The following is a 23,484-nucleotide window of genomic DNA, read 5'->3' on the forward strand; positions in this document are numbered from 1 at the left end:
AGCGTCCGACCTTGCGATCGGAAGGGCGCGTTTAGTCGGGGTCTTCGGCGCTGTCCAGCCCCGTTTGCGCAATTGATCGGCCGGGAATGCGATAGCCCTCGCTGAGCCACTGCAACAGGTCGCGGTCGCGGTGGCGGCTCGAGCAGAAGGGCTTGTATTCAGGCGCGGCAGGCTGGTCGCAGATGGGGCATTTGACGGTGGGGGCGGTGGGTGTCATCGGGCGCTCTCCAGTTCGTGGACGACGCCCGTGCGGCGTGCGAGTTCCGCGAGCCAATCGGGGCGCGTCACCAGGCGTGCATGGACGGCTGCGGGCAGGGTGTGGCGGTGCGAGGCGGTCGGCGGCGTGCGTTCGAGCGTACGGAGCGCCGCGCGGGTCGCGGCACCGACCGGATCGGCGCGGAGGATCTCGGGGATCGACGCGCGGGGCCTTGGCCGAACGATCTGGAGGAAACCAAACCCGTTCATCGCGGTGCGCTCGAACGGCTGCTGCAGGGATTCGTCGATCGCCGCGGCGACGGCGTTGCGCTGCGCCTTGCCGGCGATCGTCGGGAAATCGATCCCGATCGAGCCGCCGATGCCGTGTCGGCAGATCGCGCGCGCCACGGCATGCGCGGCGGCGACTGCGAGCGTATCCAGTGGCGGCGCGCCGTCGACATCGAACAGCGTCATCGCCGGCGTCGGCGACAGGCGGAGCGCGCCGAGCGGGAACACGATCTCGCCGCTCAGAGCCTCGTCGAGCAGTTCGGACCAGCCCGCCGCTTCCAGTGCGTCGGGTTCGTGCGCGAACGGACTGAGGACGGGCAGGCCGGTCGCCACGAGGCGCTCGTACAACGTCGGGGCGGGGCAGGGCGGCAGGTCGCTGGGGACGGCCTTGGCGAGCTTCGCACGGCCCGCTTCGGGGAGGACTTCGCGGACGATCTCGACGGTGAGGCTGGCGCCCTGCGTGATGCCGGGGGGGAGGTGGTTGATCAGCGCCTCGCCGCCGTCGAGCGTAACGCGACCGCGGCGGCCCGGCAGCAGTTCGACGAGCCGCGCCTGGGCAATGAGGCCGACCTTCAGTGCGTCGGTGTCGAGTTCGATCGCAGCTTCGACAATCTCGTCATTCTCCACCAGCGCGGCGCGTGCCTCGCCGATACCGGCCTCGTAGAGCCATGCAGGCCCCGTATCAGGCAAGTGCGACGCCTGCGGTCTTCAACAGCGCGCGTGTTTCGAACAGCGGCAGGCCGACGACGCCCGAATGGCTCCCCGACAGGAAACGGACGAACGCCTCGGCGCGGCCCTGGATCGCGTAGCCGCCAGCCTTGCCCAGCCCTTCCCCGCACGCGAGATAATCGTCGATCTCGGCAGGCGAGAGCGGCTTGAACGCGACGATCGTGTCGGCGATGCGCGTCCGGACCTTGCCGGCCGCGTCGATCACGCAGACCGCGGACAGGCAATGGTGGCGGCGGCCCGACAGCTTGCCGAGCAGGTCGCGCTGAATCTCGATCGTGTCGGCAGGGGGCAGGATGCGGCTGCCGAGCGCAATCGTCGTATCGCCAGCGAGGACGATCTCGCCCTCCGCGCGAGCAACGGCGCTCGCCTTTTCCACCGCGAGGCGCAGTGCATAGGCGCGGGGCGGCTCAGCCTTGCGCGGGCTCTCGTCGATGTCGGGGGATTCCACGCGCGACGGCACGACGCCGAGCCGCGCGAGCAGGTCGCGGCGGCGGGGCGAGGAGGAGGCCAGGACCAGCATTGGTGCCTCGATGCTTGGGCTACGCACCGTACGAACGGCGCGTGGCGCTTATTTGAAGCGGTAGGTGATGCGACCCTTGGTTAGATCGTACGGCGTGAGTTCGCAAAGCACCTCGTCGCCGACCAGCACGCGGATGCGGTTCTTGCGCATCTTGCCGGCGGTGTGACCGAGAATCTCGTGGTCGTTTTCGAGCTGAACCCGGAACATCGCGTTGGGGAGGAGTTCCACCACGCGGCCGCGCATCTCGAGCAGTTCTTCCTTGGCCAAATATAATCTCTGAATTGGGGGAATTTCGGGACGAGCGCCCTTACCGCAAGTTCGCGAAAAAGGAAAGCACGGCCGAAGGCGGACACGGACGTTATGCCCGCACCCGCTTGCGTGTTCGGTATATCGGCCTTCGACAGCCATTGAACAAGAGCGACAGACTGGGGCGCTATCACAACAGGCTCGGTTGAAGCGCGGTCGCCTCGCGCGCGGCACGCCGGAAGGCAGCGCGGTCGACGTTGGGGATGCGCGGTCGCTTGCCCTGAAACAGATCCGCGAGCGTCAGGATCTGAAGCTTCGGAAACGCCTCGTCGACGCCCGCGCGGTAGATGCCGACCGCAGCGGCGCGGCGCTCCATCTCGCGCGTCGGCTTGGCGTTCATGATGAGGATGCCGATCGGCGCCTTCTCGCGCGCGATCGTCGCGGCGAGCGTCTCGACCATCGCAGTGTCGGGATTGAGGCCGCCCTTCACCGACACGATCGCGCGGTGCGTCACCATCTTGCCCGACGCCTGGTCGTGATCGTTGAAGTAGATCAGCCCGTCGATCCCGCCATCCGCGCCCTTCTTCCGGCCGCCGTATGGCAGCGCGTCAACCATCGAGACGGCCCACCACTGGAACTGGTATTTGTCACGCAGCGCAAGATCATAGGCGGAGGCGAGATCCTTCGGCGTACCCTCGACGGTAAAGGTGACGGCGGGAAACGCGTCCTTCATGCGCTTCTCGATCAGCGAAATGGCGAGATGCGTGACGTCGATCCCGATCCATTGCCGCTTGAGCTTTTCGGCCGCATGCACCGCGGTGCCGCAGCCGCAGAACGGATCAAGCACGACGTCGCCTTCGTTCGACGACGCGGCGATGATCCGTTCGAGCAACGCGGACGGCTTCTGCGTCGGATACCCCAGACGTTCCTTCGACGACGCATTGATGATCGGAATGTCCCACCAGTCGCCCAGCCTGACTCCGTCCGCGAGATAGATACGATAGGGTTCGGCGTCCTTGCGCTTCTGCCATCTGAACCAGCGGCCGTCGCCGTCCTGGCGATAGTGCGAGTCCTTCTTGCCAGAGGTCTCGCCATACGGAATGCGGATGTCGTTGAAGCGCCGCTGGTCGGTCTTGCCGTAGAACAGCAATGTGTCGTGGAGCCGCTGGAACCGGTTGCTGGCCGCGGTGTAGCGCCGGTAACACCAGACGATCTCGTTCGCGATCTGGCGCTTGCCGAAGATCGCGTCGAGCAGGAGCTTCAGGTAATGGCTCGCGGTCGGATCGCAGTGGAGATACAGACTGCCGGTCGGCTTCAGCACGCGGTGCAACTCGAGCAGCCGCACGGCCATCATCGCCAGATAGGCCATCATGTCGTTGTCGCCGAGGAAGCCTCGCATCGCGTTCAGTAGGTCGAACGCCTTGGTGCTACCGCTCCGCGCAACCTGGTCGAAGGCATCCTCCGCGGTCTCGTTCCAGTGCCAGGTGTCTTCGAACGCCTCGATCTGCGCGTTCGACGATTTGCCGTCGGGTTCCTTGAACAGGATGCCGTAGTTCGCGTTCGAATTGAACGGCGGGTCGAGGTAGATCAGGTCGACGCTCTCGTCGGCGATCTCCTTGCGCAGCACGGCGAGGTTGTCGCCGTAGAAGAGGTGATTCTCAGGACGGTTCCGCATTCGGTGATGATGCGGAGACAAAACTGCGTTCGTCCAAACAAGTTGCATCCACAGTCGGCGTATATGCTCCGTTATGGAGTTTTGGCGGACAGTATCCGTGCGTTATGCTGGATTATACTTGGTCAGGAATGCGCCCATTGCCTTCAGGAACTCGAGTCTGTCCTCACCGCGCGTGAAATGATGATCGCTGAGCGGTTGTTCGATATACTCAAACGGCTTGCCCGCCTCCTTCAGTGCCGCTGCCATCATTCGCGATTGCTTCACGGGCACGCGCTTGTCCTCCTTGCCGTGCAGCATCAGGATCGGGATCGAGAAGGTCTGCGCACCGAAGCGCGGCGAGACGCTGCGATAATCGGGCGCCTGCTTCTTCAGCCAGTCACCACGCGTCTTGCCGTACAGGAACTTGCCGTCATAGCGCTGCATCGCCTGCAGATCGGACACGCCGGCATAGGAGATCGCGCACCGATAGGGCGCCGTATCGCCGGTGCCGTTCCGCTGCGCCGCGCGCATCGCTGCATAGCCACCATAGGATGCGCCGGCCATGCAGACGCGCTTCGGATCGGCGATGCCCTGCTTGGCCAGATGCGTGATCGCATCGTCGAGATCGTCCTGCATCTTCAGGCCCCATTGCCCCTCGCCGAGCTTGGCGAAACTGGTGCCATACCCCGACGACCCGCGGTAATTGGGCTGGACGACGGCATAGCCGCTTTCCGCCAGATACTGAGTCCACCAGTCCCAATCTTCCGAATCGCGTGCGAACGGACCGCCGTGCGGCAACACGATCAGCGGCAGGTTCTTCGCGCTATGTCCGCGCGGCAGCGTTAGCAACGCCTCGATCTCGACGCCGTCGCGTGCCTTGTACCGGATCGTCGACACCGGCGACAATGTCCGCGCCTTGAGGTCGCTGTTCTGCCACGAATAGCGCTGCATCGATCCGTTCGCGGGGTCGTAGAAATACAGCGCGCCCGCCTGCGATGGCGAGCCGACCTGCACCAGGAACTTCGACCGGGTGCGATCCCACGAGACGATGCGCGCGCGACGCTCGCCGACCGCCTTGTCGACCGCGTCCTGGATTTCCTTCAGCTTGGGGTTCAGCCAGATGGTATGGCCGAAGCGATCGGTGACGGTGATGCCGTCGATGTCGTCGCCGGTCGCGTTCTCGACCACGCCATCGACGTCGTAGCTATCCGTGCCGTACAGCTTCTTGCCCAGCTTCAGGTCGGGCAGCGACACCTCGAACACCTCATCGCGACCGCCGGAATCGTCCGTCGCGATGGCCGTGCCGTCGGCGCGAAACGTCACCGGGATGACGATATCCTGCTTGCCGCGGGCCGATGCGATCACCTTGAACGGATCGCGATTGGCGCTGCGATACAGAAGCGAGCCCTTGCGGGTGTCGTCCTCGTACCGATAGCCCATCCGGACGACGCCCGCGCCATCCGCATACCAGTCGAAGACGTTCGTCTGGCTGCCGGCGACGGTCTTGGTCTTGCCGGTCGAGAGATCCACCTCGGAGACTGAGGGATACCATTGGCTTTCGCTTTCGATCCCGGTCTGGCGCGACAGCAGGACACGCGGCGTGCCGTCGCGCGCCGCCCACAGGATTTCGTCCGCGCGGACGCCCGAATTCTTCCAGTCGATCCGGTTGATCTTGGTCATGTCGGCTTTGACGCCCAGTGTGCGCGTGACGTAGATCTCCTCGCCGTACAGCATGTCCTGCGATCCGATGCCGACCGCGAGCCAGTCGTCACCGACCCAGCGCCACCAGTTGATGTCGACCGTCGCCCCGACCTTGATCGCGGCAAGCTTGCCACCGGGGAACAGCGGCGCGACGACCAGCACCTGGACGCCGTCGATCGCCATCTTTGCGGCGATACGCCTGCCATCAGGAGAGAGCTTCGGATTGGCGATGCCGGGCAGTTTGGCAAAGGTTTCGACCGGCACCCGGTCCGAGAGCGTGGCGATCGCCTTCGGCGCGAAGGCGGGCGGCGGCGCGGTCTGCGCGACCGCGATCGTCGGTATCATTGCACCGGCCAGCAGGCTCATACGCCACGTCATTATCAGTCCCCCCGGCCATTCCCCAACGACCGTTTGCGCAGAGTATCGCGTTCGGTAGCCGGCACAAGAGGAGGCTGCAGCGGATCAGTGCACCGCCGAGATCGATCGGACTGAGCGGAAATTCCGCACGCGGCGCACTGCCTTGTTATCGCGCGGGAATGGATGGCAAATATTGAGGCACCGGGCAGGGAATGGATCGCAGAGCGGCCAGCGTAACTGGCCGATCGGCGATCCTGTTCAGCTTTACCCCACTCCGCCGCCGGCCAGAGCCGCGAGCAGCAGCAGTGCGACGATGTTCGTGATCTTGATCATTGGGTTCACCGCGGGGCCTGCCGTGTCCTTGTAAGGGTCGCCGACGGTGTCGCCGGTGATCGCGGCCTTGTGCGCCTCTGAGCCCTTGCCGCCGTGGTTACCGTCCTCGATGTACTTCTTGGCGTTGTCCCAGGCGCCGCCCCCGCTCGTCATCGAGATCGCGACGAACAGCCCGGAGACGATCACGCCCAGCAACATCGCGCCGAGCGACGCGAAGCCGGCGGCTTGGCCAGCAACCGCGGTGATGATGAAATATACGGCAAGTGGTGACAGCACCGGCAGCAGCGAGGGCACGATCATCTCGCGGATCGCCGCTTTGGTCACGAGGTCGACCGTCCGCGCATAGTCGGGACGGCTGGTGCCGAGCATGATGCCCGGGTTGTTGCGGAACTGCTCGCGGACTTCCTCGACGACGGCGCCGGCTGCGCGACCGACGGCGGTCATGCCGAAGGCCCCGAACAGATACGGGAGCAGCGCACCCAGCAACAGGCCGACGATGACGTACGGGTTGGAGAGGCTGAAATCGACCGTGACGTCGGGGAAATACGTCGCGAGATCGGTAGTGTAGGCGCCGAACAGCACCAGCGCGGCGAGTCCGGCCGAGCCGATCGCATATCCCTTGGTGACCGCCTTGGTGGTGTTACCGACAGCGTCGAGCGCATCGGTGCGCTGGCGAACATCGTCGGGGAGGCCGGCCATCTCGGCGATCCCGCCTGCGTTGTCGGTGACGGGGCCATAGGCATCGAGCGCAACGACCATGCCGGCCTGCGCGAGCATCGCCGTTGCCGCAAACGCGATGCCGATGATCCCGGCCAGCTGGTACGCGACAATGACCGCGACGACGATGACCAGCGTCGGCAGCGCGGTGGATTCGAGGCTGATCGCCAGGCCCTGGATGACGTTGGTGCCGTGGCCGGTCTCGGAGGCCTTGGCGATCGACTGGACCGGCCGGTGGTTGGTGCCCGTGTAATATTCGGTGATCCAGACGATCAGTCCGGTCACGACGAGGCCGATCATCATCGACCAGAACAGGTCCATGCCGGTGAAGCTCTGCGTCAGCGACGGTGCGGCCTGCGTCGTGAGATCGTCGGTCGCGGGATCGAGGAAGCCTGCGCCGCCGATCACGCGGTGGAGGTCGCCGAGCACGTACTGCGTGGCGAGATAGATCGCCGGGATCGACAGGATCGTCGAGGTGAAAAAGCCCTTGTAGAGGGCCCCCATGATCGAGCCCTTGCCAAGTCGCACCATGTAGGTGCCGATGATCGAGGTGACGATGCACACCCCGCCGACGAGCAGCGGGAGAGTCATCAGCCGCATCAGTTCGGCGCCGCTCGCCTGGATCAGCAGCGCGATCGAGATCATCGTGACACCCAGCGTGACGACGTAGGTCTCGAACAGATCGGCCGCCATGCCCGCGCAGTCGCCGACGTTGTCGCCGACATTGTCCGCGATCACCGCGGGATTGCGGGGGTCGTCCTCGGGAATGCCGGCCTCGACCTTGCCGACCAGATCCGCGCCGACGTCCGCCGCCTTGGTGAAGATGCCGCCGCCCAATCGCGCGAAGATCGAAATCAGCGAGGCGCCGAACGCGAGCGCGGTGAGTGCCTCGACGATGATCCGGTCGTTGGGCGCATGACCCGCAGGTCCGGTGAGGTACCAGAAGAACGCGCTGATCGCCAGCAGGCCGAGACCCGCCACGAGCATGCCGGTCACGGCGCCCGATCGGAACGCCATCGTCAGCCCCGCCTGCAGCGATGTGCGTGCGGCCTCTGCGGTGCGGACGTTGGCGCGGACCGAGATGTTCATGCCGACATAGCCGGCGACGCCCGACAGGACCGCGCCGATGACGAAGCCGATGGTGGAGATATAGCCGAGCGTGAGCAGCAGGATCGCCACGACGATGACACCGACGATCGCGATCGTGGTATATTGCCGCCCGAGATACGCCTTCGCGCCTTCCTGGATCGCGGCGGCGATATCCTGCATCTTCTCGTTGCCGGGGGAGGCCGCGAGCACCTGTCGACTGGTGACGAAACCATATAGGACGGCGATGACGCCGCAGATCATGGCCAAATAGACGGTCGTCATACGGCGCTATCCCTCTTGTCAGGTCCTCTCCGGTCCCGGCTTTGCCGAGTCCCGATGTAAGGAACTTATCAGTGCAGGGGCATTGCGCAAGTTATCCGATCGGGTTGTGTTCGTAGCCTAGACTTGGCGGGAGCAGGACGGGTTTTCCGGAGTCGTGGAGGGTAAGTCCCGAGCCGGCCGAGAATGCGCCGATCCGCGCGGCGTCGGTAACGAAACCTTGCGGTGCAGCAAAAAGCAGTTGGTAGTCGTCGCCCGCGGTGGCTGCGGCAAGCCGGTCGCCGGAGAACGCGCGATAGGCGTTGGAGAGGGGAATGCGCGCGAGGTCGATGCTGACGGCGAGGCCACTGGCGAGCGCCATGCGGGACGCGTCGATGAGCAGCCCGTCGGATACGTCCATCATCGCATGGACCTGAGGACCGAGGATGCGGCCGTCGCCGAGCCGTGGCTGCGGGCGCCGGTATGCGGCGAGCAGTTCCGCGGGGCCTTGTGCACCGAGTGCGATGGCTAGCCCCGCGCCCGCGTCGCCGATCGTGCCGGTCACGTAGAGCGCGTCGCCTACCCGTGCACCGTCTCGGGCAGGGGCAGCGGCATCGCTGCCGAACGCGGTGACGGTCAGGACGCGGGGGGCGTTCGGGGGCAGCGTCACGGTGTCGCCACCGATGATCGGCGTGTCGAAGTCGGTCAGGACTTGTGCGAGCCCTTCGAGAAACGCGCGGTCCCACGCATCGTCGCCAAGCGGGTAGTTGAGAAGGATGCCTTCAGGCTTCGCACCCTTCGCCGCGAGATCGGAGAGGTTGGTGGCGACCAGCTTCCATGCGACGTCCTTCGCGGGGTCGGTCGGGAGGAAGTGTACGCCTTCGACCATCGTGTCCGTAGTGACTACGAGCGGACCTGCGTCAAGCAACGCGGTATCGTCGTCGAGACCACGCGCCGCTGCGTGCAGCGGGAGCCGGCGGAGAGCGGCAATAAACTCGGCTTCGGTCATTCTCCGCTCCCTCTCCCCTCCGGGGAGAGGGCTGGGGTGAGGGGCTGTCCCAGGCGCTGCACTGCTTGGCAGCCCCTCACCCCGACCCTCTCCCCGGAGGGGAGAGGGAGTTCGTCAGGCCCGCACTTCCTTGGCGATACCGTCAAGCAACCCGTTCACGAACCCCGACTCCCGCTTGTCGTAGAATGCATGCGCGACATCGACATATTCGCTGATCACCGCGGCGACCGGCACGTCCTTGCGCGCAAGCAGTTCATACGTGCCGACACGGATGATCGCCTTCATCGGCTTGTCGAGCCGCGCGAGCGTCCAGCCCTTGGCCAGCTTGCCCTCGATCAGCACGTCGATCTCCCCGGCACGCGCGTTGGCGCCGGTCACCAGGTCGTCGAAGAAGTCGACGTCCGCCTCGGCATATTCGACGTCTTCGATCGTCGCGCCGAGGCGGTGCTGGTGGAATTCATTGAGCAGGACGGGCATCGCGGTGCCCTCCATCTCGTGCTGGTAAGTCGCCTGGACGGCGGCGAGGCGAGCGGCGGCACGCGCCTTGGTGCGGGGGGCGGTTCGAGTCATAAGCGGTTGCCTGTAGGCGCGGGGGGCGTGTGTGTCAGCCCTTTGCGTTTCGGGCGCGTTGGCAGAGAAGAGTTTGTTCACGCGAAGGCGCAAAGGCGCGAAGATGTCGCCCTGCGGCGCAGCCGCTGCACAATGGTATTTGGCGTCGTGAAACAGCCGCCACACGGAAAGCGCACAATCTTCGCGCCTTTGCGCCTTCGCGTGAACAACTCTAGCTGTTCAGCCGCAGCCTCAACGCGACCGATTTCGCATGTGCAGGCAGTCCCTCGGCATTGGCCAGCGCGACCGTGGCTGGGCCGAGTTCGCGCAGCGCAGCTTCGTCCAACGCGAGGAAGCTGGTACGCTTCATGAAGTCGAGCACCGACAGTCCACTCGCAAACCGCGCTCGGCGGCCGGTAGGGAGGACGTGGTTGGGACCCGCGACGTAATCGCCGATCGCTTCCGGCGTGTAGCGGCCGAGGAACACCGAGCCGGCGTGACGGATCCGGTCGAAGAAACCTTGCGGGTCGGGGATCGCCAGCTGGAGATGCTCGGCAGCGAGGCGGTCGACCAGCGGGATCGCGTCCGCCAGCGTGTCGACGACGACGATCGCGCCGTTGGTGTCCCACGCGACGCGCGCAACGGCTTCGGTGGCGAGGTCGCGCAACTGGCGATCCACGGCCTCTGCCACCTTGTCGGCGAACGCCGCATCGTCGGTGAACAGGATCGACTGAGTAGTGACGTCGTGCTCGGCCTGACTGAGCAGGTCGGCGGCGGTCCATTCGGGGTCGTTGAGCGCGTCCGCGACGACGACGATTTCGGAGGGCCCCGCGACCATGTCGATGCCGACGACGCCGTAGACCTGGCGCTTGGCCTCGGCGACCCAGGCGTTGCCGGGGCCGGTGATGACGTCGACCGGCTCGATCCGGCCCGCGCCATAGGCTAGCGCCGCGACCGCCTGCGCGCCGCCGACTCGCCAGACTTCATCGACACCCGCAAGGTGCGCGGCGGCGAGGACCAGCGGGTTGATCTGGCCATCCGGTGTCGGCGTGACCATTGCGAGACGGTCGACGCCCGCAACCTTGGCGGGGATTGCGTTCATGAGCAGCGACGAGGGGTAGGCGGCGCGTCCACCGGGGACGTAGATGCCGGCGGCGTCGACGGGCAGCCAACGTGCGCCGAGCCTCACGCCCGCGGAGTCGACCGAGTCGCTGTCGAGCGGTCGCTGCTTCTCGTGATACGCGCGGATGCGGGTCGCGGCGAGTTCGAGCGCGGTGCGCAGCTCGGGATCGAGCGCGTCGAACGCGGCCTTGCAGTCGGCGGCGTTGATCTGCCAGCCGGTGGTCTCGAGATCGTGGCGGTCGTGCTTCTGCGTGAGGTCGCGGAGCGCGGTCTCACCGTTGCGGCGGACTGCAGTGATGATCGCGGCGACGTCCTGCGTAACGCCTGCGTCGGACTCTCGACGGTCCTCGACAAGCGCGGTGAAGCGGGTCGCGAAGTCCGCGTCGGTGGTAGAAAGGCGGATCACTTGCCCCCCTCCCGCATGCGGGAGGGGCTGGGGGTGGGCACGCGCTCACCGCGGTCATCACAGTGGAGGATAGCGCCAGCCCAACGCCCGGCCCCTTCCCGCATACGGGAAGGGGAGCAGAATAGCGCGCTCATGCCGCGATTTCCTGCGCTTCGACAGCACGACGGAAGGCCTCGACCAGCGGCACCACCCGAGCACGCGTCTTCATCGCGGCGCGGTTGACCACGAGGCGGCTAGTGACCTCCATTATCGTCTCGACCTCGACCAGGCCGTTTTCCAGCAGCGTGCGGCCGGACGATACGAGATCGACGATCCGCGGCGCCAATCCCAAGGTCGGCGCCAACTCCATCGCGCCATTGAGCTTCACGCACTCCGCCTGCACGCCTCGGCCTGCGAAATGCGCCGCCGTCACATGCGGGTATTTGGTCGCGACGCGAACGTGGCTCCAGCCGCGCGGATCATCCTGCGCCGCCATCTCGGCGGGCTCGGCGACCGACAACCGGCAATGCCCGATGCCGAGGTCGACCGGCGCGTAAAGCTCCGAATAGCCGAACTCCGCAATTACGTCCGACCCGACGATCCCCAACTGCGCCGCACCGTGCGCAACGAAAGTGGCAACGTCGAACGCGCGCACCCGGATCAGCGAAATCGCCGGATCGTTGGTCGCGAACCGCAACGCACGTGAATTCTCGTCGGAGAAGGACGCTTCGGGATGCACCCCGGCGCGCGCGAGCAGCGGCAGGGCCTCGGCGAGGATACGTCCCTTGGGGACGGCGATAATGATCTGGGAGTCTGGCACGCGCCGGGCTTTACGGGGGGGGCTTGGCGGGTGCAACAACCTGTGCATGGCAAATGAACCGGCTAACCGTGCGGCGTTCGACATCCAGGCGGGCTATTGCACCGCGATGGACGCGCCCATCACGGCTCGTGTCTGTACCGCGCTGGCGGAGGCGCTCGATCGTGACAGCCAGACGGGGCGGCGGGTGCTCGACTGGCCGGGCGAACCGGTCGCGGATGCGCTGGCGTTGCGGCTGGTCGGCGGGTTGCATGCGCTCCACCGCGCGGACCTCGATCCGGCGCTTTCTGCCGTATTCTCCGGTGCGGAGACCGATCCATCGCGTGTGTCGGCAACGTTGAAGGGAACGCTCGTCGCGCGCGATGCCGCATTGCTGCCGTGGCTCGACGGACCGCCGCAGACCAACGAGGCGGCGCGGTCGGCAGGCATGATGACCGGCATATTGCATCTGGCCGAACGGTACGGGCCGCGGTTCGAGGTGCTGGAGATCGGATCGAGCGCGGGACTGAACCTGCTGATCGATCGCTATCGGTTCGACCTTGGCGCCGTCACCGTCGGGCCGGATACATCGCCAGTGACGATCCGGCCCGAATGGCGGGGCGCGCCGCCGCCAAGCGCGCCCGTCGAGATCGAGTCGACACGCGGCGTCGATATCCACCCGGTGGACGTCGCCGATCCGGTCGCGGCGGTGCGGCTCGAGGCGTATGTCTGGGTCGATGCGGTTGAGCGACAGGCGCGGCTGGCGGCGGCGATCGCGATGGTGCGCGAGGGCGGCGTCGATCTGGTCGAAGGCGATGCAGCCGACTGGGTCGAAGCGCAATTGGCCGAGCCGCAGCCCGAAGGCGTCACGCGCGTGCTGATGCATTCGGTGGTGTGGCAGTATCTGCCGGCGACCTCACGCGAGCGGATCCGGATCGCGATGGAGGCGGCAGGCGCGCGGGCGACGGTTGAAAGGCCACTCGGCTGGGTGATGATGGAGCCGAACCGCGACCTTCACCGGCACGAAGTTCGTGTCCGCGGTTGGCCGGGCGATCGGGCGATGGAGCTGGTCGCGCTGACGCACGCGCATGGCGCCTGGGTCGAGGGATTGTCGCCGCCGTACGAGACGCGCGATTATGTCATGCGACGTGGAGCGTACGAGAAGGACTGAGGCGCCGGATACGAGTGCGGCCCGGGATCGCTCCCGGGCCGCCCAAACTTGGTAGAAGGTCTTAGTAGAAGAAGCCGTTGTTGACCTGCACGACGCGGCCGGAGCGCGTGTCGACCAGGACGACGTCGCGGCCGTAGCGGACCCAGCGCTGATAGCCGTAGGCCGGGCGCGACAGGCGGTAGGTCTGGTAGTCGTTCACCCAGTAGTTGCGGCCATAATATTCCGGCGCGAACCGGTATCCGACGCTGACAGGGCGATAGCGATAGCCGCGCGGGCCGGCATAGGCCGGACGACGATAGAGGTTGCCATGCGTGCGCCGATAATCGCGCCAATCCTCGCGCGCCTCGCGGCGGTCTTCGCGCAGCTCCTGGCGGGCTTCGCGGACATCGCCGCGGTCGCCGTAGCGGCGTGCACGATCGAGGTCGCGACGGCTCTCGCGGATTTCGCGCTGGTCGCGACGGACTTCGCCATAGCTCTGCGCGGTCGCGAAGGTGGGGACGAGGGTGGCGGCGGCTACGGCCGCGAGGATCATCTTACGCATGATTGCTCTCCTGTTTCGACGCCGGATCAACGGCATGGAAAGGGTTTTGCTCCCCGGCCGCTGAACGATCGCAGAATGCGGTGGTCAGGAAACAGACAGGTGGCGAAGGTTCGGAACGAGTACGCATCAGCGGCAATGTCTTGATCCTCCCCCGCCAGGGGGAGGTGGCTGGCGCTTGCCAGACGGAGGGGGCGGTTAGGGGAACCTCTGTTCCGCGTCCTCCCCCTCCGACGCCTTCGGCGCCACCTCCCCCTTGCGGGGGAGGATTGGAAGAGTGCTCAGATGCCCCAGCGGCGCATCGCGACGATCACCGAGTCGGGCTTTTGCCACGGCACGAAATGCCCCGCGTCGATCTTCTCGATCGTGAGGTCGGGCACATACTCGGCGAGGTCGAGCTGGCTCGGCAGCAGCGCGCTGTCCTGCATCCCCCAGATCACCAGCACCGGCATCCTGGTTGGCGGGAACGGCGCGTCGAGGAACGCGGGTCGGGGCGGGGTCTCCTCCATTTCGGGCACGACGATGGCGCTCGCGCGGTACCAGTTGAGCATGCCGGTGATCGCGCCGGGCTGGCCCCATTCGTCGAGATAGGCGGCCTTGTCGTCGGCCATCGCGGCAAGATCGGCGTGTTTCGAAAAACTGGTGTCGAAGAAGGTTTCCAGATCGATCGCGGCGATATGCTTTTCGAGATCGGGGTTGCGGAAGGCGCGGATATACTGGCTGGCGGCGCGCTGTTCGAGGTCGTCGAACATCGTCCGCTGGAAGACGAGCGGGTGGGGGGCGTTGATGATGACGAGCTTCGCGATGCGCTCGGGGTGGCGCAACGCGGCCATCCACGCGACCGCCCCGCCCCAGTCGTGGCCGACCAGCGTGAAGCGGTCGATCTTGAGGTGGTCGGCAAGCGCGATCAGGTCGGCGACGATCTTGTCGGGGGTGTAGCTGTCGACGCCCTCCAGCTTGGACGAGCGTGCGAAGCCGCGTTGGTCGGGGGCGATCACGTAATGGTCGCGGGCAAGGTCAGGGGCGATGTCGCGCCAGGTCCGATGCGATTCGGGGAAGCCGTGCAGCAGGATGACGGGCGGGTTCGCGGGGTCTCCGCTGATCGCCACGTCGAGTTCGACGCCCGTGGATAACGCGATGCGTTGCAGTGTCATGATTCCCCTCCCGCTTGCGGGAGAGGTCAGGGGAGGGCCTGCCCGTCGCGCTGCCCTTGGAACATGCCCTCCCCCGACCCCTCCCGCAAGCGGACTAAGCCAAGAGAGCCGACGATAGTTCTCCCCTCCCGCACGCGGGAGGGGCCGGGGGTGGGTTCGCGGCCAGTTTCAAACAACGTGGGCGGCGACAGCGCGCGCCCACCCCCTACCCCCTCCCGCACGCGGGAGGGGAAAGATCAAGGATAGCTGACCGTCTTCGGCACCGCCGGTATCTCGATCCATTCCTTTTCGTCGCCGGGGACTTTCGGAAAATTCCCCGCATTCCAGTCGCGCTTCGCCTGTTCGATACGATCCCGGTTCGAGCTGACGAAGTTCCACCAGACGTGGCGCGGCGTCGTGAACGCATCGCCACCGCACAGCATCGCGCGGCCACCATGCGCGGACCGCAGCGTCGCCGAGATACCGGGCCGCAGTACGTACAGCACCTGCGGCTCGAGGCTCACGCCCTCCAGCGTCGCCTCGCCCATCGCCAAGTAGATCGCGCGCTCCTCGGCCGCGGCATCGATCGGCACGCTCGCGCCCGGATCGAGCGCGATGTCGGCGTAGATCGTCCCCGAATAGGTCGTCGTCGGCGCGGTCTGGCCCCACAGGCTCCCCATGATGATTCGCGAGCGTGCGCCGTGCGCCTCGATCGTCGGCAGTTGCGCCTTGGTAACGTGCTCGAATGCCGGGTCGATCTCCTCGACCGCCTCGGGCATCGCTAGCCAGGTCTGGATGCCCGACAGGTTCGGCCCCTGAGAACGCTCGTCGCCGGGCGAGCGTTCGGAATGGACGATGCCGTGGCCCGCGGTCATCAGGTTCACCGCGCCCGGCTCGATCCGCGCCTGCGTGCCGAGCGAATCGCGGTGGTCGATCGCGCCGTCGAACAAATAGGTGACGGTCGACAGGTTGATATGCGGATGCGGGCGCACGTCGATGCCCTGGCCCACTTCCAGATGCGCCGGGCCCATCTGGTCGAAGAACAGGAACGGACCGACCATCGTCCGCGCCTTGTTCGGCAGCGTGCGGTGGACCTTGAACCCGCCAAGATCATGCGTCGACGGCAGGATGGTCTGGAGGACGAAATTATCGAGCATGGCGTTATCCCTTGGCAGGTTCCGTGGCGTCGAGGAGTTCGACCAGGTCTGCTGGATAGAGCGTTTCGTCATGCGCGACGATGTCGTTTCGGGAAAACCAGCGGTGACCGACGAGCAGTTGCTTCTCCTGTTCGGTGAGATTGCCTGCCTTCACCTCGCAGGTATCGACGTCGATCCGGAAATAGCGTTCGTCGGCAGTGACCTCGACGCCTTCGAAGGTGCGGAAATCGACGACGCGGCGCGCGATTTCGGGGCCGCAGTCGATGTCGAGGCCGACTTCTTCCCACAGTTCGCGGCGCGCGGCGGCGGCATAGCTCTCGCCGGGATCGACCGCGCCTCCGGGCGTGCACCAGAGTGGCGGGCGGTCGGAGGGTGTGAAGCGGAACATCAGCACGCGGTCTTGCGCGTCGACGAGCAGAATGCGCGCGGCCGGGCGCGGGATGCGCTTCAATCCTCCCCCGCCAGGGGGAGGTGGCGCCGTAGGCGACGGAGGGGGAGGGCACGGAACGCCGGTCATCGCTTACCGCCCCCTCCGTCTCGCTGCGCGATCCACCTCCCCCTGACGGGGGAGGATCGAAGAACCATCATACCGCGTCGAGTTCCGGATAGGCGCGGAAGATGCCGTCGGTGTTGAAGGCGAGGCGACGGTCGCTTTTCAGATAGGCCTTAATGCCCGGCAGTTCCGCGACCTGATCATGATTCCGGACCAAATTCGGATAGTCGGGTTCGAGCGTCTTCATCCGCTTCGGGAACATGTACCGAAGCCCCTCGATCACCTGGAACAGCGACGTATCGGCATAGCTCCACTTGTGATCGATCAGCCAGTCGCCGGTATTGGCCTGCGCCGCATCCTCGAAATGACCGAGATACTTCGGCATCCGCGCCTCGCGGAACTGTTTCGCCGCCCGCGCCGCTTCGGGCTTCTGGTCGTCGTAATAGTCCATCATCGCGACCGGATGATGGACGTTGTGGACCTCCGCGACGAGGTCGGCGATCGTCAGCTGGAGTTGGTTGAGCCACAGCCGGTCCGCCATGTTCGACGGTGCGAGGCCGTGGCGCTCGCCGAGATACATCAGGATGTTGGCGACCTGCGCGATCACCAGGCCGTCGAGTTCCAGATACGGCGGCGCGAACGGTGTCCGTCCGGTGCGGTCGTTCAGATCGGCGAGCAAACCCTCTTCGCCTACGCCACGCGCGCAATCCTCATACGCGATCTCGGCGCCTTCGAGCGCGAGCCGGACGAACTCGCCGCGACCTTGAAGTGAGGGCCAGTACCAGAGCTTGTACGCCATCAGATTTCCCCAGGCGCGCGGGCCTTGATGGCGAGCGCGTGAATCTTCGTGCTCAACAGTTCGGCAAGCGCCTGGTTCACGAGCCGCTGGCGGGCGACGCGATTAAGCCCTTCGAACTGCGGCGTTTCCACCTCGACGCGGAAATGCGTCTCGCCGGTGCCGTCGTCGCCCATATGGCCGGTGTGAAGCCCGCTCTCGTTGACGACGGTCAGCTGCGTCGGGGCGAGTGTCGCGGTGAGGCGGGCGGTGATCTGGTCCTGTACGGAGCCGGTGGCGAGGTCTGTCATGCTCCCTATATAGCCCGTTTTGGACACGCGGGGAGCCGGTGGCGGACGACGGATACACAAACGATGGGCGAAAAGAGCGGAAAGAGCGCCCCAGTCCACGGTTTCACGGCCGCGTGGAAGGGACGGGGCGCGTCTGCATGTGGCGCGACTGCGAGGAGCCCGGCGAATTCCGCGCGCCACCGCTTGAAGGACCGAGCGACGGCGGCCCGCCGCAGTTCCGCTGGTTCTGCCTGGAGCACGTTCGCGCGTTCAACTCCGGCTATAATTTCTTCGACGGCATGACCGCGGACGAGATCCACTATGCGCAGCGGCCGATGGCGGGCTGGGAGCGCGAGACGCGCGCGTTCGCGCATGGCGGCGGCGACACCCCGCCGAAATGGGCGGACTTCGCCGACCCGATCGATGCGATCGGTGCAAGGTTCGGCGAGCGGATGGCGGCGGCGCGCAAGGATGGCCGCGTGCTGTCCGACGGCGAACGCGGATCGTTACGCGTCCTCGGGCTCGGCACGGACACCGATCGGACCGCGCTGCGCAAACGCTACAGCGAGCTCGTCCGCCGCTATCACCCCGATCGCAACGGCGGCGACCGCGCACATGAGTCGGAGTTGCAGAAGGTGATCGCAGCGTATCAGCACCTGAAGGGTGCTGCCGCCTTCGCATGATACGCCGACGCTGCGTTCGCCACCCGCACTAGGCCCCCCGCCGGCAATTGACGTCGCTACATCCCTATATTCGCCGGACGACCTCTTCGAGTTGATCGGCAGCCGCGTTCCAGCCTGTTTCGAACCCCATCGCCGCGTGGCCGTCGCGCGCCTCGGCGGTCCAGTGGCGGGCGGTGGCGGTGTAGCGGGTCTTGCCGCCCTCCTCGAAGAACTCGTCGAGGCGCGTCATGAACGGGGTTTGCGGCACCCAGCCCGATGTGAACGCGTCGGTGGAGACGATGCGGCAGCATCGCTTCACCTCGAGATAGACGCCTTCGATGGCGTTTTCCTCGGCGTTCGGCCCGCGGAGGATCAGCGCGCAACGGCCGCCGGTGCGCAGGTCGAGTTCGACGATTTCGGTTGTCCAAGGGCGCGGGCAGAACCAGTCGACGAGATGCTCGGTCCAGGCACGCCACACCGTCTCGACGGGGGCATCGATCAGGCGGGTGATCGACAAGTCGTACGCGTCGGTCATTCAGTCTCTCCCTGTGCCGCCACCTATGCGGCGAACGTCGGCGCCGGTGCGCCGGTGAACCCTGCCGACTGGTCGGCGAGTGCTCTCGCAAAGGCCGGACGCACTTCGCCTCGCGCGACATACTCGGTCACTGTCGGATGCACATCGAGCAACGGCGTGCCGCCAAGGCTGCAAAACACCGCCACCATCGTCAGGTCGCCTGCCTCGTACGTTGGCACCTGCCCGCAGGGTTGGCGATCGCGCTGCGGCGGCCGTTTCTGTTCGCCCTGCTGAAGATACAGCATGTCATAGGGCTGGCCGACCTCCTCGAGCGCGCAGCGAACGCGCAGGTCCCGCACCTGGCTCTTGGCGAAATCGGGAACCCAGTCATAAGCCGTGATCATCGGTCGCATCGTTTCGCCTTTGTAGATATCGCGAGGGCGGAATCAGGCCGGCCGCGTCTCGCCCATCGCCTGCGCCGCCGCCGCCATGTCCATCGAGAATGGTCCCCAGCCATGCCCGTCGAGGTCCTCGAAGGCGCGGCTGTACATGAAGCCCAGGTCTTCGGGATCGTGCAACTCGCGCCCGCCCGCCGCCAATGCCGCGTCCGTGATCGCATCGACGTCGGCCGGGGCGTCGAACGACAACGCCAGCAGCACACCGCTGGACGTCTTCGCGTCGATGATAGCCTTGGCCGTGAAGGTCGCATAAAAGGCGCGGTCGAGCAGCATCACCATGATCGTGTCGGACCATGCCATTGCCGATCCCTGATCGTTCGAGAACATCGCGTTCCGCTCGAACCCGATTGCTGCGTAGAACGCCGTCGCGGCCACGACATCGGCGACTGGCAGGTTCACGAAGATGGCTTTGCTCATGGCTGCTCTCCTGATTCGACTCGGTTTCACACCGTATTTGCATTGCATGCCTGCGGTGGTTACTTAAAGCAACTATGAAGTTAGAAAATGTAACTAAAGGCTCCTCGGCACGGTGGTATGACGATGCGTGCGGCACGGCGATGGCACTTGAATTGGTCGGAGAGCGATGGTCGTTGCTGGTCGTGCGCGAACTGATGTTCGGTCCGCGGCGGTTCGGCGAATTGAAGGCCAACCTAGGCGGGATCAGTGCGAACGTCCTGACGCAGCGGCTGGAGGGACTGGCGCGCGCCGGCATCCTGATCCGGCGCACGTTGCCCTCGCCGTCCAGCGTGCAGGTCTATGAACTGACGCCCTGGGGCTATGAGAGCGAGACCGCGATCCGCGAACTCGGTCGATGGGCGGCGCGGTCGCCTGCGCATGATCCGACCCTGCCGCTTAGCGCAGCCTCGCTGATGCTGTCGTTCCGGACGATGTTCTCGCGGCAGCGTGCCGATGGCTGGACCGCGGTTGTCGGCTTTCGGCTGGGCACCGAAGGGTTCGTCGGGCGGGTCGATGGCGAGTGGATCCATGTCGTGCGCACCGACCCCTCGGTCGCGGACGTCACGTTCGACGGCGATCCGATGACGATCGCATCGCTGATCTATGGCGCAAGGCCCTTTCGCGATGCAGAAGCCGAAGGCACATTGCAGATCACCGGGAACCGTGCGCTTGCCGAGCGGTTCGTCACACTCTTCCCGCTTCCGGAAAAGGTCGCGGTTGAGTAACGCCCCTCGCTTGTCCTAGAGCGGTGGGGAACACGAGGCCAACATGACCGATATCCCGAATACCCAGCCAGACAGCCGCGAGACCACGATCCTCGATGCACCAGACAAGATGGTGAAGGTGCGCGAGATGTTCGGAATCGATTCCGACATGGAAGTGCCGGCCTTCTCCGAAGCCGACGAGCGTGTACCCGATCTCGATCCGGCCTACGTCTTCGATGCCGACACCACGCTCGCCGTGCTGGCGGGCTTCGCTCATAATCGTCGCGTGATGGTCCAAGGCTATCACGGCACCGGCAAGTCGACGCATATCGAGCAGGTCGCGGCGCGCCTGAAATGGCCTTGCATCCGCATCAACCTCGACGCGCACATCAGCCGTATCGATCTGATCGGCCGCGATGCGATCGTCCTCAAGGACGGCCAGCAGATCACCGAGTTCCGCGAAGGCCTGCTGCCCTGGGCCTTGCAGACGCCGACCGCGTTGGTGTTCGACGAATATGATGCAGGTCGCCCTGACGTTATGTTCGTGATTCAGCGCGTGCTGGAGACCGAGGGCAAGCTGACGCTGCTCGACCAGAACCGCGTGATCCGCCCTAACCCGTGGTTCCGCCTGTTCGCGACCGCCAACACGGTCGGCCTCGGCGATACGAGCGGGCTGTATCACGGCACGCAGCAGATCAACCAGGGCCAGATGGACCGCTGGAACATCGTCGTCACGCTCAACTATCTGCCCGCCAAGGTCGAGGCGCAGATCGTGCTCGCCAAGTCCGGTGAATACGACAAGCCCGAGGGCAAGAAGACCGTCGAGAACATGGTCCGGGTTGCCGACATGACGCGCAAGGGCTTCGTCAACGGCGACATCTCGACCGTGATGAGCCCGCGCACGGTGATCACCTGGGCACAGAACGCGCTGATCTTCGGCGATGTCGGCTTCGCGTTCCGCCTGTCGTTCCTCAACAAGTGCGACGAGGCGGAACGGCCGCTGGTTGCCGAATATTACCAGCGCGTGTTCGGCAAGGACCTTCCCGAGAGCGTGGTGGGCAAGGCCTAAACCTTTGGCCAACGAAACTCCTCTCGATCGCTTCAAGGCGGTTCTTGCCGGCACCGCGCGTGCGATTTCGGAGGAGCCGGAGGTTGAACTCGCCTTCACCGCCGATGCACCGACGCAGAGCGGCAAGCACATCAAGGTGCCGATGCCGGCTCGTGCTCTTCCGCTCGAGCAGGTCGCTGAGGCGCGTGGTTTTGCCGACGGGTTCGCGCTGCGATTGAAGCATCACGACATCGCGCTGCATAACCGTGCGGCGCCGGTCGACGCGGTGGCGCGCGCCGTGTTTGATTCGGTCGAAACCGCACGGGTCGAGGCGCTTGGGTCGCGCGGTTATGCGGGGATTACCGAGAACCTTGAACGGGCGCTCGACGTTCGCCTTCGCGCCGATCCGATTACGCGTGCGCGCAATCGTGACGAGGTGCCGCTGTCGACCGCGCTCGGCCTCATGGTACGCGAGCGGCTGACCGGGCAGGAATCCCCCGCGATCGCCGCTCCTGGCCTAGCGCTAGTGCGTGAGTGGATCGAGAGCAAGACCGATCTCGACGCGCTGGCCTACGCGCTCGACGACCAAAAGGCGTTCCAGGGTCTTGCGCGAAAGATGCTGCAGGAACTCGAACTGGTCGAAGGCGATCAGGTCCCCGAGGAGAGCGACGAAGGCGGCTCCGAGGACGAGGGCACCGACGAGCAGCAGCAGGACGAGGGCGACGAAGGCGACGACCAGGGCGAGGACGGCCAGGGCGAAGTCGAGGCGCGGGGCGAACAGTCCGAGCAGCAGAACGAGGAAAGCGACGGCCATGAGCAGAGTGACGAGTCGATGGACGACATCGACGGCGAGCCCGGCGACGATGGCGAGGAAGGCATGCAGCCGGTCCGCCCTAACCGTCCCTTCGCGGACATGGGCGTCGCGTTCGACTACAAGCCGTGGACGACGCAGTTCGACGAGGTGATCGCCGCTACCGAGCTGTGCGACGCCGACGAACTCGCCCGCCTGCGCGGCTATCTCGACCAGCAGCTCGTGCACCTGCAATCGACCGTGTCTAAGCTCGCCAACCGGCTCCAGCGGCGTTTGATGGCGCAACAGTCGCGGTCATGGGATTTCGACCAGGAGGAGGGTATCCTCGACGCGGCGCGGCTCGCACGCGTGATCGTCAACCCGACTCTGTCGCTGAGCTACAAGGCCGAGCGCGAGACCGACTTCCGCGACACCGTGGTGACGTTGCTGATCGACAATTCCGGCTCGATGCGCGGTCGTCCGATCTCAATCGCGGCGATCAGCGCGGACATTCTCGCGCGCACGCTGGAACGCTGCGGGGTGAAGACCGAGATCCTCGGCTTCACGACGCGCGCCTGGAAGGGCGGGCAGAGCCGTGAGACGTGGCTGGCTGCGGGACGTCCGCCGCAGCCGGGTCGGCTCAACGACATCCGCCACATCGTCTACAAGCGCGCCGACGAGCCGTGGCGCCGCGCGCGCAACTCGCTCGGCCTGATGATGCGCGAGGGCTTGCTGAAAGAGAATATCGACGGCGAGGCGCTGATGTGGGCGCATGCCCGGCTGGTCGCACGGCCCGAGGAACGCCGCATCCTTATGGTGATCAGCGACGGCGCGCCGGTCGACGATTCCACGCTCAGCGTGAACTCCGGCTCGTATCTGGAGCGGCATCTGCGCCAAGTGATCGGCTGGATCGAGAGCAAGTCGCCGGTCGAGCTGGTCGCGATCGGCATCGGCCACGACGTCACCCGCTATTACGCGCGCGCCGTGACGATCATGGACGTCGAGCAGCTCGGCGGGACGATCATCGAACAGCTGGCCTCGCTGTTCGATACCGAATGATCCGCGGGTGACCGCGGGCGGCGGCATTGCGGCGCCCGCAGGCGGGTTCCACGGACCCGTCAAACGCTCGATCACGATCGCCGGCCACCAGACCTCGATCAGCCTCGAACCCATCTTCTGGCAGGCGCTGGAGGCCGCTGCGGCGCGTCTTGCGTTGCCCTTGTCTGCGCTGGTCGCAGAGATCGACGCGATACGCATCTTGGCCGACGATCCCCCCAATCTCGCTAGCGCCTTGAGATCATGGCTGTTCTTAACCGCCGCATGAGAATTAGTCGCAATAGCGTTGAC

Annotated in this window: 26 protein-coding genes; 6 read left to right on the forward strand and 20 right to left on the reverse strand. The window is 65.7% G+C overall.

Going from position 1 to position 23,484, the window contains the following annotated elements; translation table 11 throughout:
* Positions 1-31: 31 nt before the first annotated feature.
* The 11 genes from AC1ME3_RS07430 to hisG form a co-directional block, all read right to left on the reverse strand.
* Positions 32-217: a DNA gyrase inhibitor YacG gene (locus tag AC1ME3_RS07430; protein WP_480955460.1), complete on the reverse strand. Its 186-nt coding sequence runs from the start codon at positions 215-217 to the stop codon at positions 32-34.
* On the reverse strand, positions 214-1,173 hold the full coding sequence (locus tag AC1ME3_RS07435) for a ribonuclease (protein ID WP_480955461.1): 960 nt from the start codon (positions 1,171-1,173) through the stop codon (positions 214-216). The genes AC1ME3_RS07430 and AC1ME3_RS07435 overlap by 4 nt, the downstream gene beginning before the upstream one ends.
* Positions 1,166-1,732: a Maf family protein gene (locus AC1ME3_RS07440; RefSeq protein WP_480955462.1), complete on the reverse strand. Its 567-nt coding sequence runs from the start codon at positions 1,730-1,732 to the stop codon at positions 1,166-1,168. Before AC1ME3_RS07440 ends, AC1ME3_RS07435 begins: the two co-directional genes overlap by 8 nt.
* A gap of 48 nt (positions 1,733-1,780) precedes the next feature.
* Positions 1,781-1,999: a translation initiation factor IF-1 gene (gene infA / locus AC1ME3_RS07445; RefSeq protein ID WP_031441079.1), complete on the reverse strand. Its 219-nt coding sequence runs from the start codon at positions 1,997-1,999 to the stop codon at positions 1,781-1,783.
* A gap of 169 nt (positions 2,000-2,168) precedes the next feature.
* On the reverse strand, positions 2,169-3,653 hold the full coding sequence (locus tag AC1ME3_RS07450) for a DNA methyltransferase (protein ID WP_480955463.1): 1,485 nt from the start codon (positions 3,651-3,653) through the stop codon (positions 2,169-2,171).
* Positions 3,654-3,755: 102 nt separating this feature from the next.
* Positions 3,756-5,711 (reverse strand): alpha/beta hydrolase family protein, encoded by a 1,956-nt coding sequence (locus AC1ME3_RS07455; protein ID WP_480955464.1) that lies wholly within the window; start codon positions 5,709-5,711, stop codon positions 3,756-3,758.
* Between the two features lie 243 nt (positions 5,712-5,954).
* Complete coding sequence (locus AC1ME3_RS07460; protein ID WP_480955465.1) at positions 5,955-8,111, reverse strand: sodium-translocating pyrophosphatase; 2,157 nt, start codon at positions 8,109-8,111, stop codon at positions 5,955-5,957.
* A 91-nt stretch (positions 8,112-8,202) separates the two neighbouring features.
* Positions 8,203-9,096, reverse strand: a complete 894-nt coding sequence (thiL, locus tag AC1ME3_RS07465) for a thiamine-phosphate kinase (RefSeq protein ID WP_480955466.1) — start codon at positions 9,094-9,096, stop codon at positions 8,203-8,205.
* Positions 9,097-9,210: 114 nt separating this feature from the next.
* On the reverse strand, positions 9,211-9,666 hold the full coding sequence (gene nusB, locus AC1ME3_RS07470) for a transcription antitermination factor NusB (RefSeq protein WP_056488135.1): 456 nt from the start codon (positions 9,664-9,666) through the stop codon (positions 9,211-9,213).
* A gap of 211 nt (positions 9,667-9,877) precedes the next feature.
* Positions 9,878-11,173 carry a histidinol dehydrogenase gene (gene hisD / locus AC1ME3_RS07475; RefSeq protein ID WP_480955467.1) on the reverse strand — a complete coding sequence of 432 codons (1,296 nt, stop codon included), beginning with the start codon at positions 11,171-11,173 and terminating at the stop codon, positions 9,878-9,880.
* A gap of 130 nt (positions 11,174-11,303) precedes the next feature.
* Positions 11,304-11,972, reverse strand: coding sequence for an ATP phosphoribosyltransferase (gene hisG / locus AC1ME3_RS07480; protein ID WP_480955468.1), 669 nt, complete (start codon positions 11,970-11,972; stop codon positions 11,304-11,306).
* Between the two features lie 46 nt (positions 11,973-12,018).
* Here hisG and AC1ME3_RS07485 point away from each other — a divergent pair, with 46 nt between their 5' ends.
* The gene (locus tag AC1ME3_RS07485; protein ID WP_480955469.1) at positions 12,019-13,119 is read left to right on the forward strand and encodes a DUF2332 domain-containing protein; all 1,101 of its coding nucleotides are present in this window, start codon (positions 12,019-12,021) and stop codon (positions 13,117-13,119) included.
* 61 nt (positions 13,120-13,180) lie between these two features.
* Here the strand turns inward: AC1ME3_RS07485 and AC1ME3_RS07490 are convergent, their stop codons facing one another.
* From AC1ME3_RS07490 to AC1ME3_RS07515, 6 genes are all read right to left on the reverse strand, one after another.
* The gene (locus tag AC1ME3_RS07490; RefSeq protein WP_107955433.1) at positions 13,181-13,660 is read right to left on the reverse strand and encodes an RcnB family protein; all 480 of its coding nucleotides are present in this window, start codon (positions 13,658-13,660) and stop codon (positions 13,181-13,183) included.
* Between the two features lie 278 nt (positions 13,661-13,938).
* A complete protein-coding gene (locus AC1ME3_RS07495) occupies positions 13,939-14,811 on the reverse strand; it encodes an alpha/beta fold hydrolase (protein WP_480955470.1) in 873 nt (290 codons plus the stop codon).
* A gap of 236 nt (positions 14,812-15,047) precedes the next feature.
* A complete protein-coding gene (locus AC1ME3_RS07500; RefSeq protein ID WP_480955471.1) occupies positions 15,048-15,947 on the reverse strand; it encodes a pirin family protein in 900 nt (299 codons plus the stop codon).
* 4 nt (positions 15,948-15,951) lie between these two features.
* Positions 15,952-16,398 carry an NUDIX hydrolase gene (locus AC1ME3_RS07505; RefSeq protein WP_480955472.1) on the reverse strand — a complete coding sequence of 149 codons (447 nt, stop codon included), beginning with the start codon at positions 16,396-16,398 and terminating at the stop codon, positions 15,952-15,954.
* A gap of 133 nt (positions 16,399-16,531) precedes the next feature.
* Positions 16,532-17,239, reverse strand: a complete 708-nt coding sequence (locus tag AC1ME3_RS07510; protein ID WP_480955473.1) for a glutathione S-transferase — start codon at positions 17,237-17,239, stop codon at positions 16,532-16,534.
* Positions 17,239-17,526 (reverse strand): BolA family protein, encoded by a 288-nt coding sequence (locus AC1ME3_RS07515; RefSeq protein WP_480955474.1) that lies wholly within the window; start codon positions 17,524-17,526, stop codon positions 17,239-17,241. Before AC1ME3_RS07515 ends, AC1ME3_RS07510 begins: the two co-directional genes overlap by 1 nt.
* A gap of 137 nt (positions 17,527-17,663) precedes the next feature.
* Between AC1ME3_RS07515 and AC1ME3_RS07520 the strand changes: the two genes are divergently transcribed.
* Positions 17,664-18,188: a J domain-containing protein gene (locus tag AC1ME3_RS07520; protein ID WP_480955475.1), complete on the forward strand. Its 525-nt coding sequence runs from the start codon at positions 17,664-17,666 to the stop codon at positions 18,186-18,188.
* A gap of 64 nt (positions 18,189-18,252) precedes the next feature.
* Here the strand turns inward: AC1ME3_RS07520 and AC1ME3_RS07525 are convergent, their stop codons facing one another.
* The 3 genes from AC1ME3_RS07525 to AC1ME3_RS07535 are packed head-to-tail and all read right to left on the reverse strand — an operon-like array spanning position 18,253 to position 19,556.
* Entirely contained in the window at positions 18,253-18,702 is a 450-nt protein-coding gene (locus AC1ME3_RS07525; RefSeq protein WP_480955476.1) for an SRPBCC family protein, read from the reverse strand.
* A 23-nt stretch (positions 18,703-18,725) separates the two neighbouring features.
* Positions 18,726-19,085, reverse strand: coding sequence for a thioredoxin domain-containing protein (locus AC1ME3_RS07530; RefSeq protein WP_480955477.1), 360 nt, complete (start codon positions 19,083-19,085; stop codon positions 18,726-18,728).
* A gap of 42 nt (positions 19,086-19,127) precedes the next feature.
* On the reverse strand, positions 19,128-19,556 hold the full coding sequence (locus tag AC1ME3_RS07535) for a VOC family protein (protein ID WP_480955478.1): 429 nt from the start codon (positions 19,554-19,556) through the stop codon (positions 19,128-19,130).
* A 140-nt stretch (positions 19,557-19,696) separates the two neighbouring features.
* Between AC1ME3_RS07535 and AC1ME3_RS07540 the strand changes: the two genes are divergently transcribed.
* From AC1ME3_RS07540 to AC1ME3_RS07555, 4 genes are read left to right on the forward strand one after another with little or no spacing between them, the layout of a single operon-like run.
* The gene (locus tag AC1ME3_RS07540) at positions 19,697-20,320 is read left to right on the forward strand and encodes a winged helix-turn-helix transcriptional regulator (RefSeq protein ID WP_480955479.1); all 624 of its coding nucleotides are present in this window, start codon (positions 19,697-19,699) and stop codon (positions 20,318-20,320) included.
* Between the two features lie 43 nt (positions 20,321-20,363).
* On the forward strand, positions 20,364-21,368 hold the full coding sequence (gene cobS / locus AC1ME3_RS07545) for a cobaltochelatase subunit CobS (RefSeq protein WP_353443936.1): 1,005 nt from the start codon (positions 20,364-20,366) through the stop codon (positions 21,366-21,368).
* Positions 21,369-21,372: 4 nt separating this feature from the next.
* On the forward strand, positions 21,373-23,196 hold the full coding sequence (gene cobT, locus AC1ME3_RS07550; RefSeq protein ID WP_480955480.1) for a cobaltochelatase subunit CobT: 1,824 nt from the start codon (positions 21,373-21,375) through the stop codon (positions 23,194-23,196).
* 7 nt (positions 23,197-23,203) lie between these two features.
* Positions 23,204-23,461, forward strand: a complete 258-nt coding sequence (locus AC1ME3_RS07555) for a ribbon-helix-helix domain-containing protein (RefSeq protein ID WP_480955481.1) — start codon at positions 23,204-23,206, stop codon at positions 23,459-23,461.
* Positions 23,462-23,484: the final 23 nt, after the last annotated feature.

It is taken from the genome of Sphingomonas sp. BL2 (assembly GCF_056680015.1).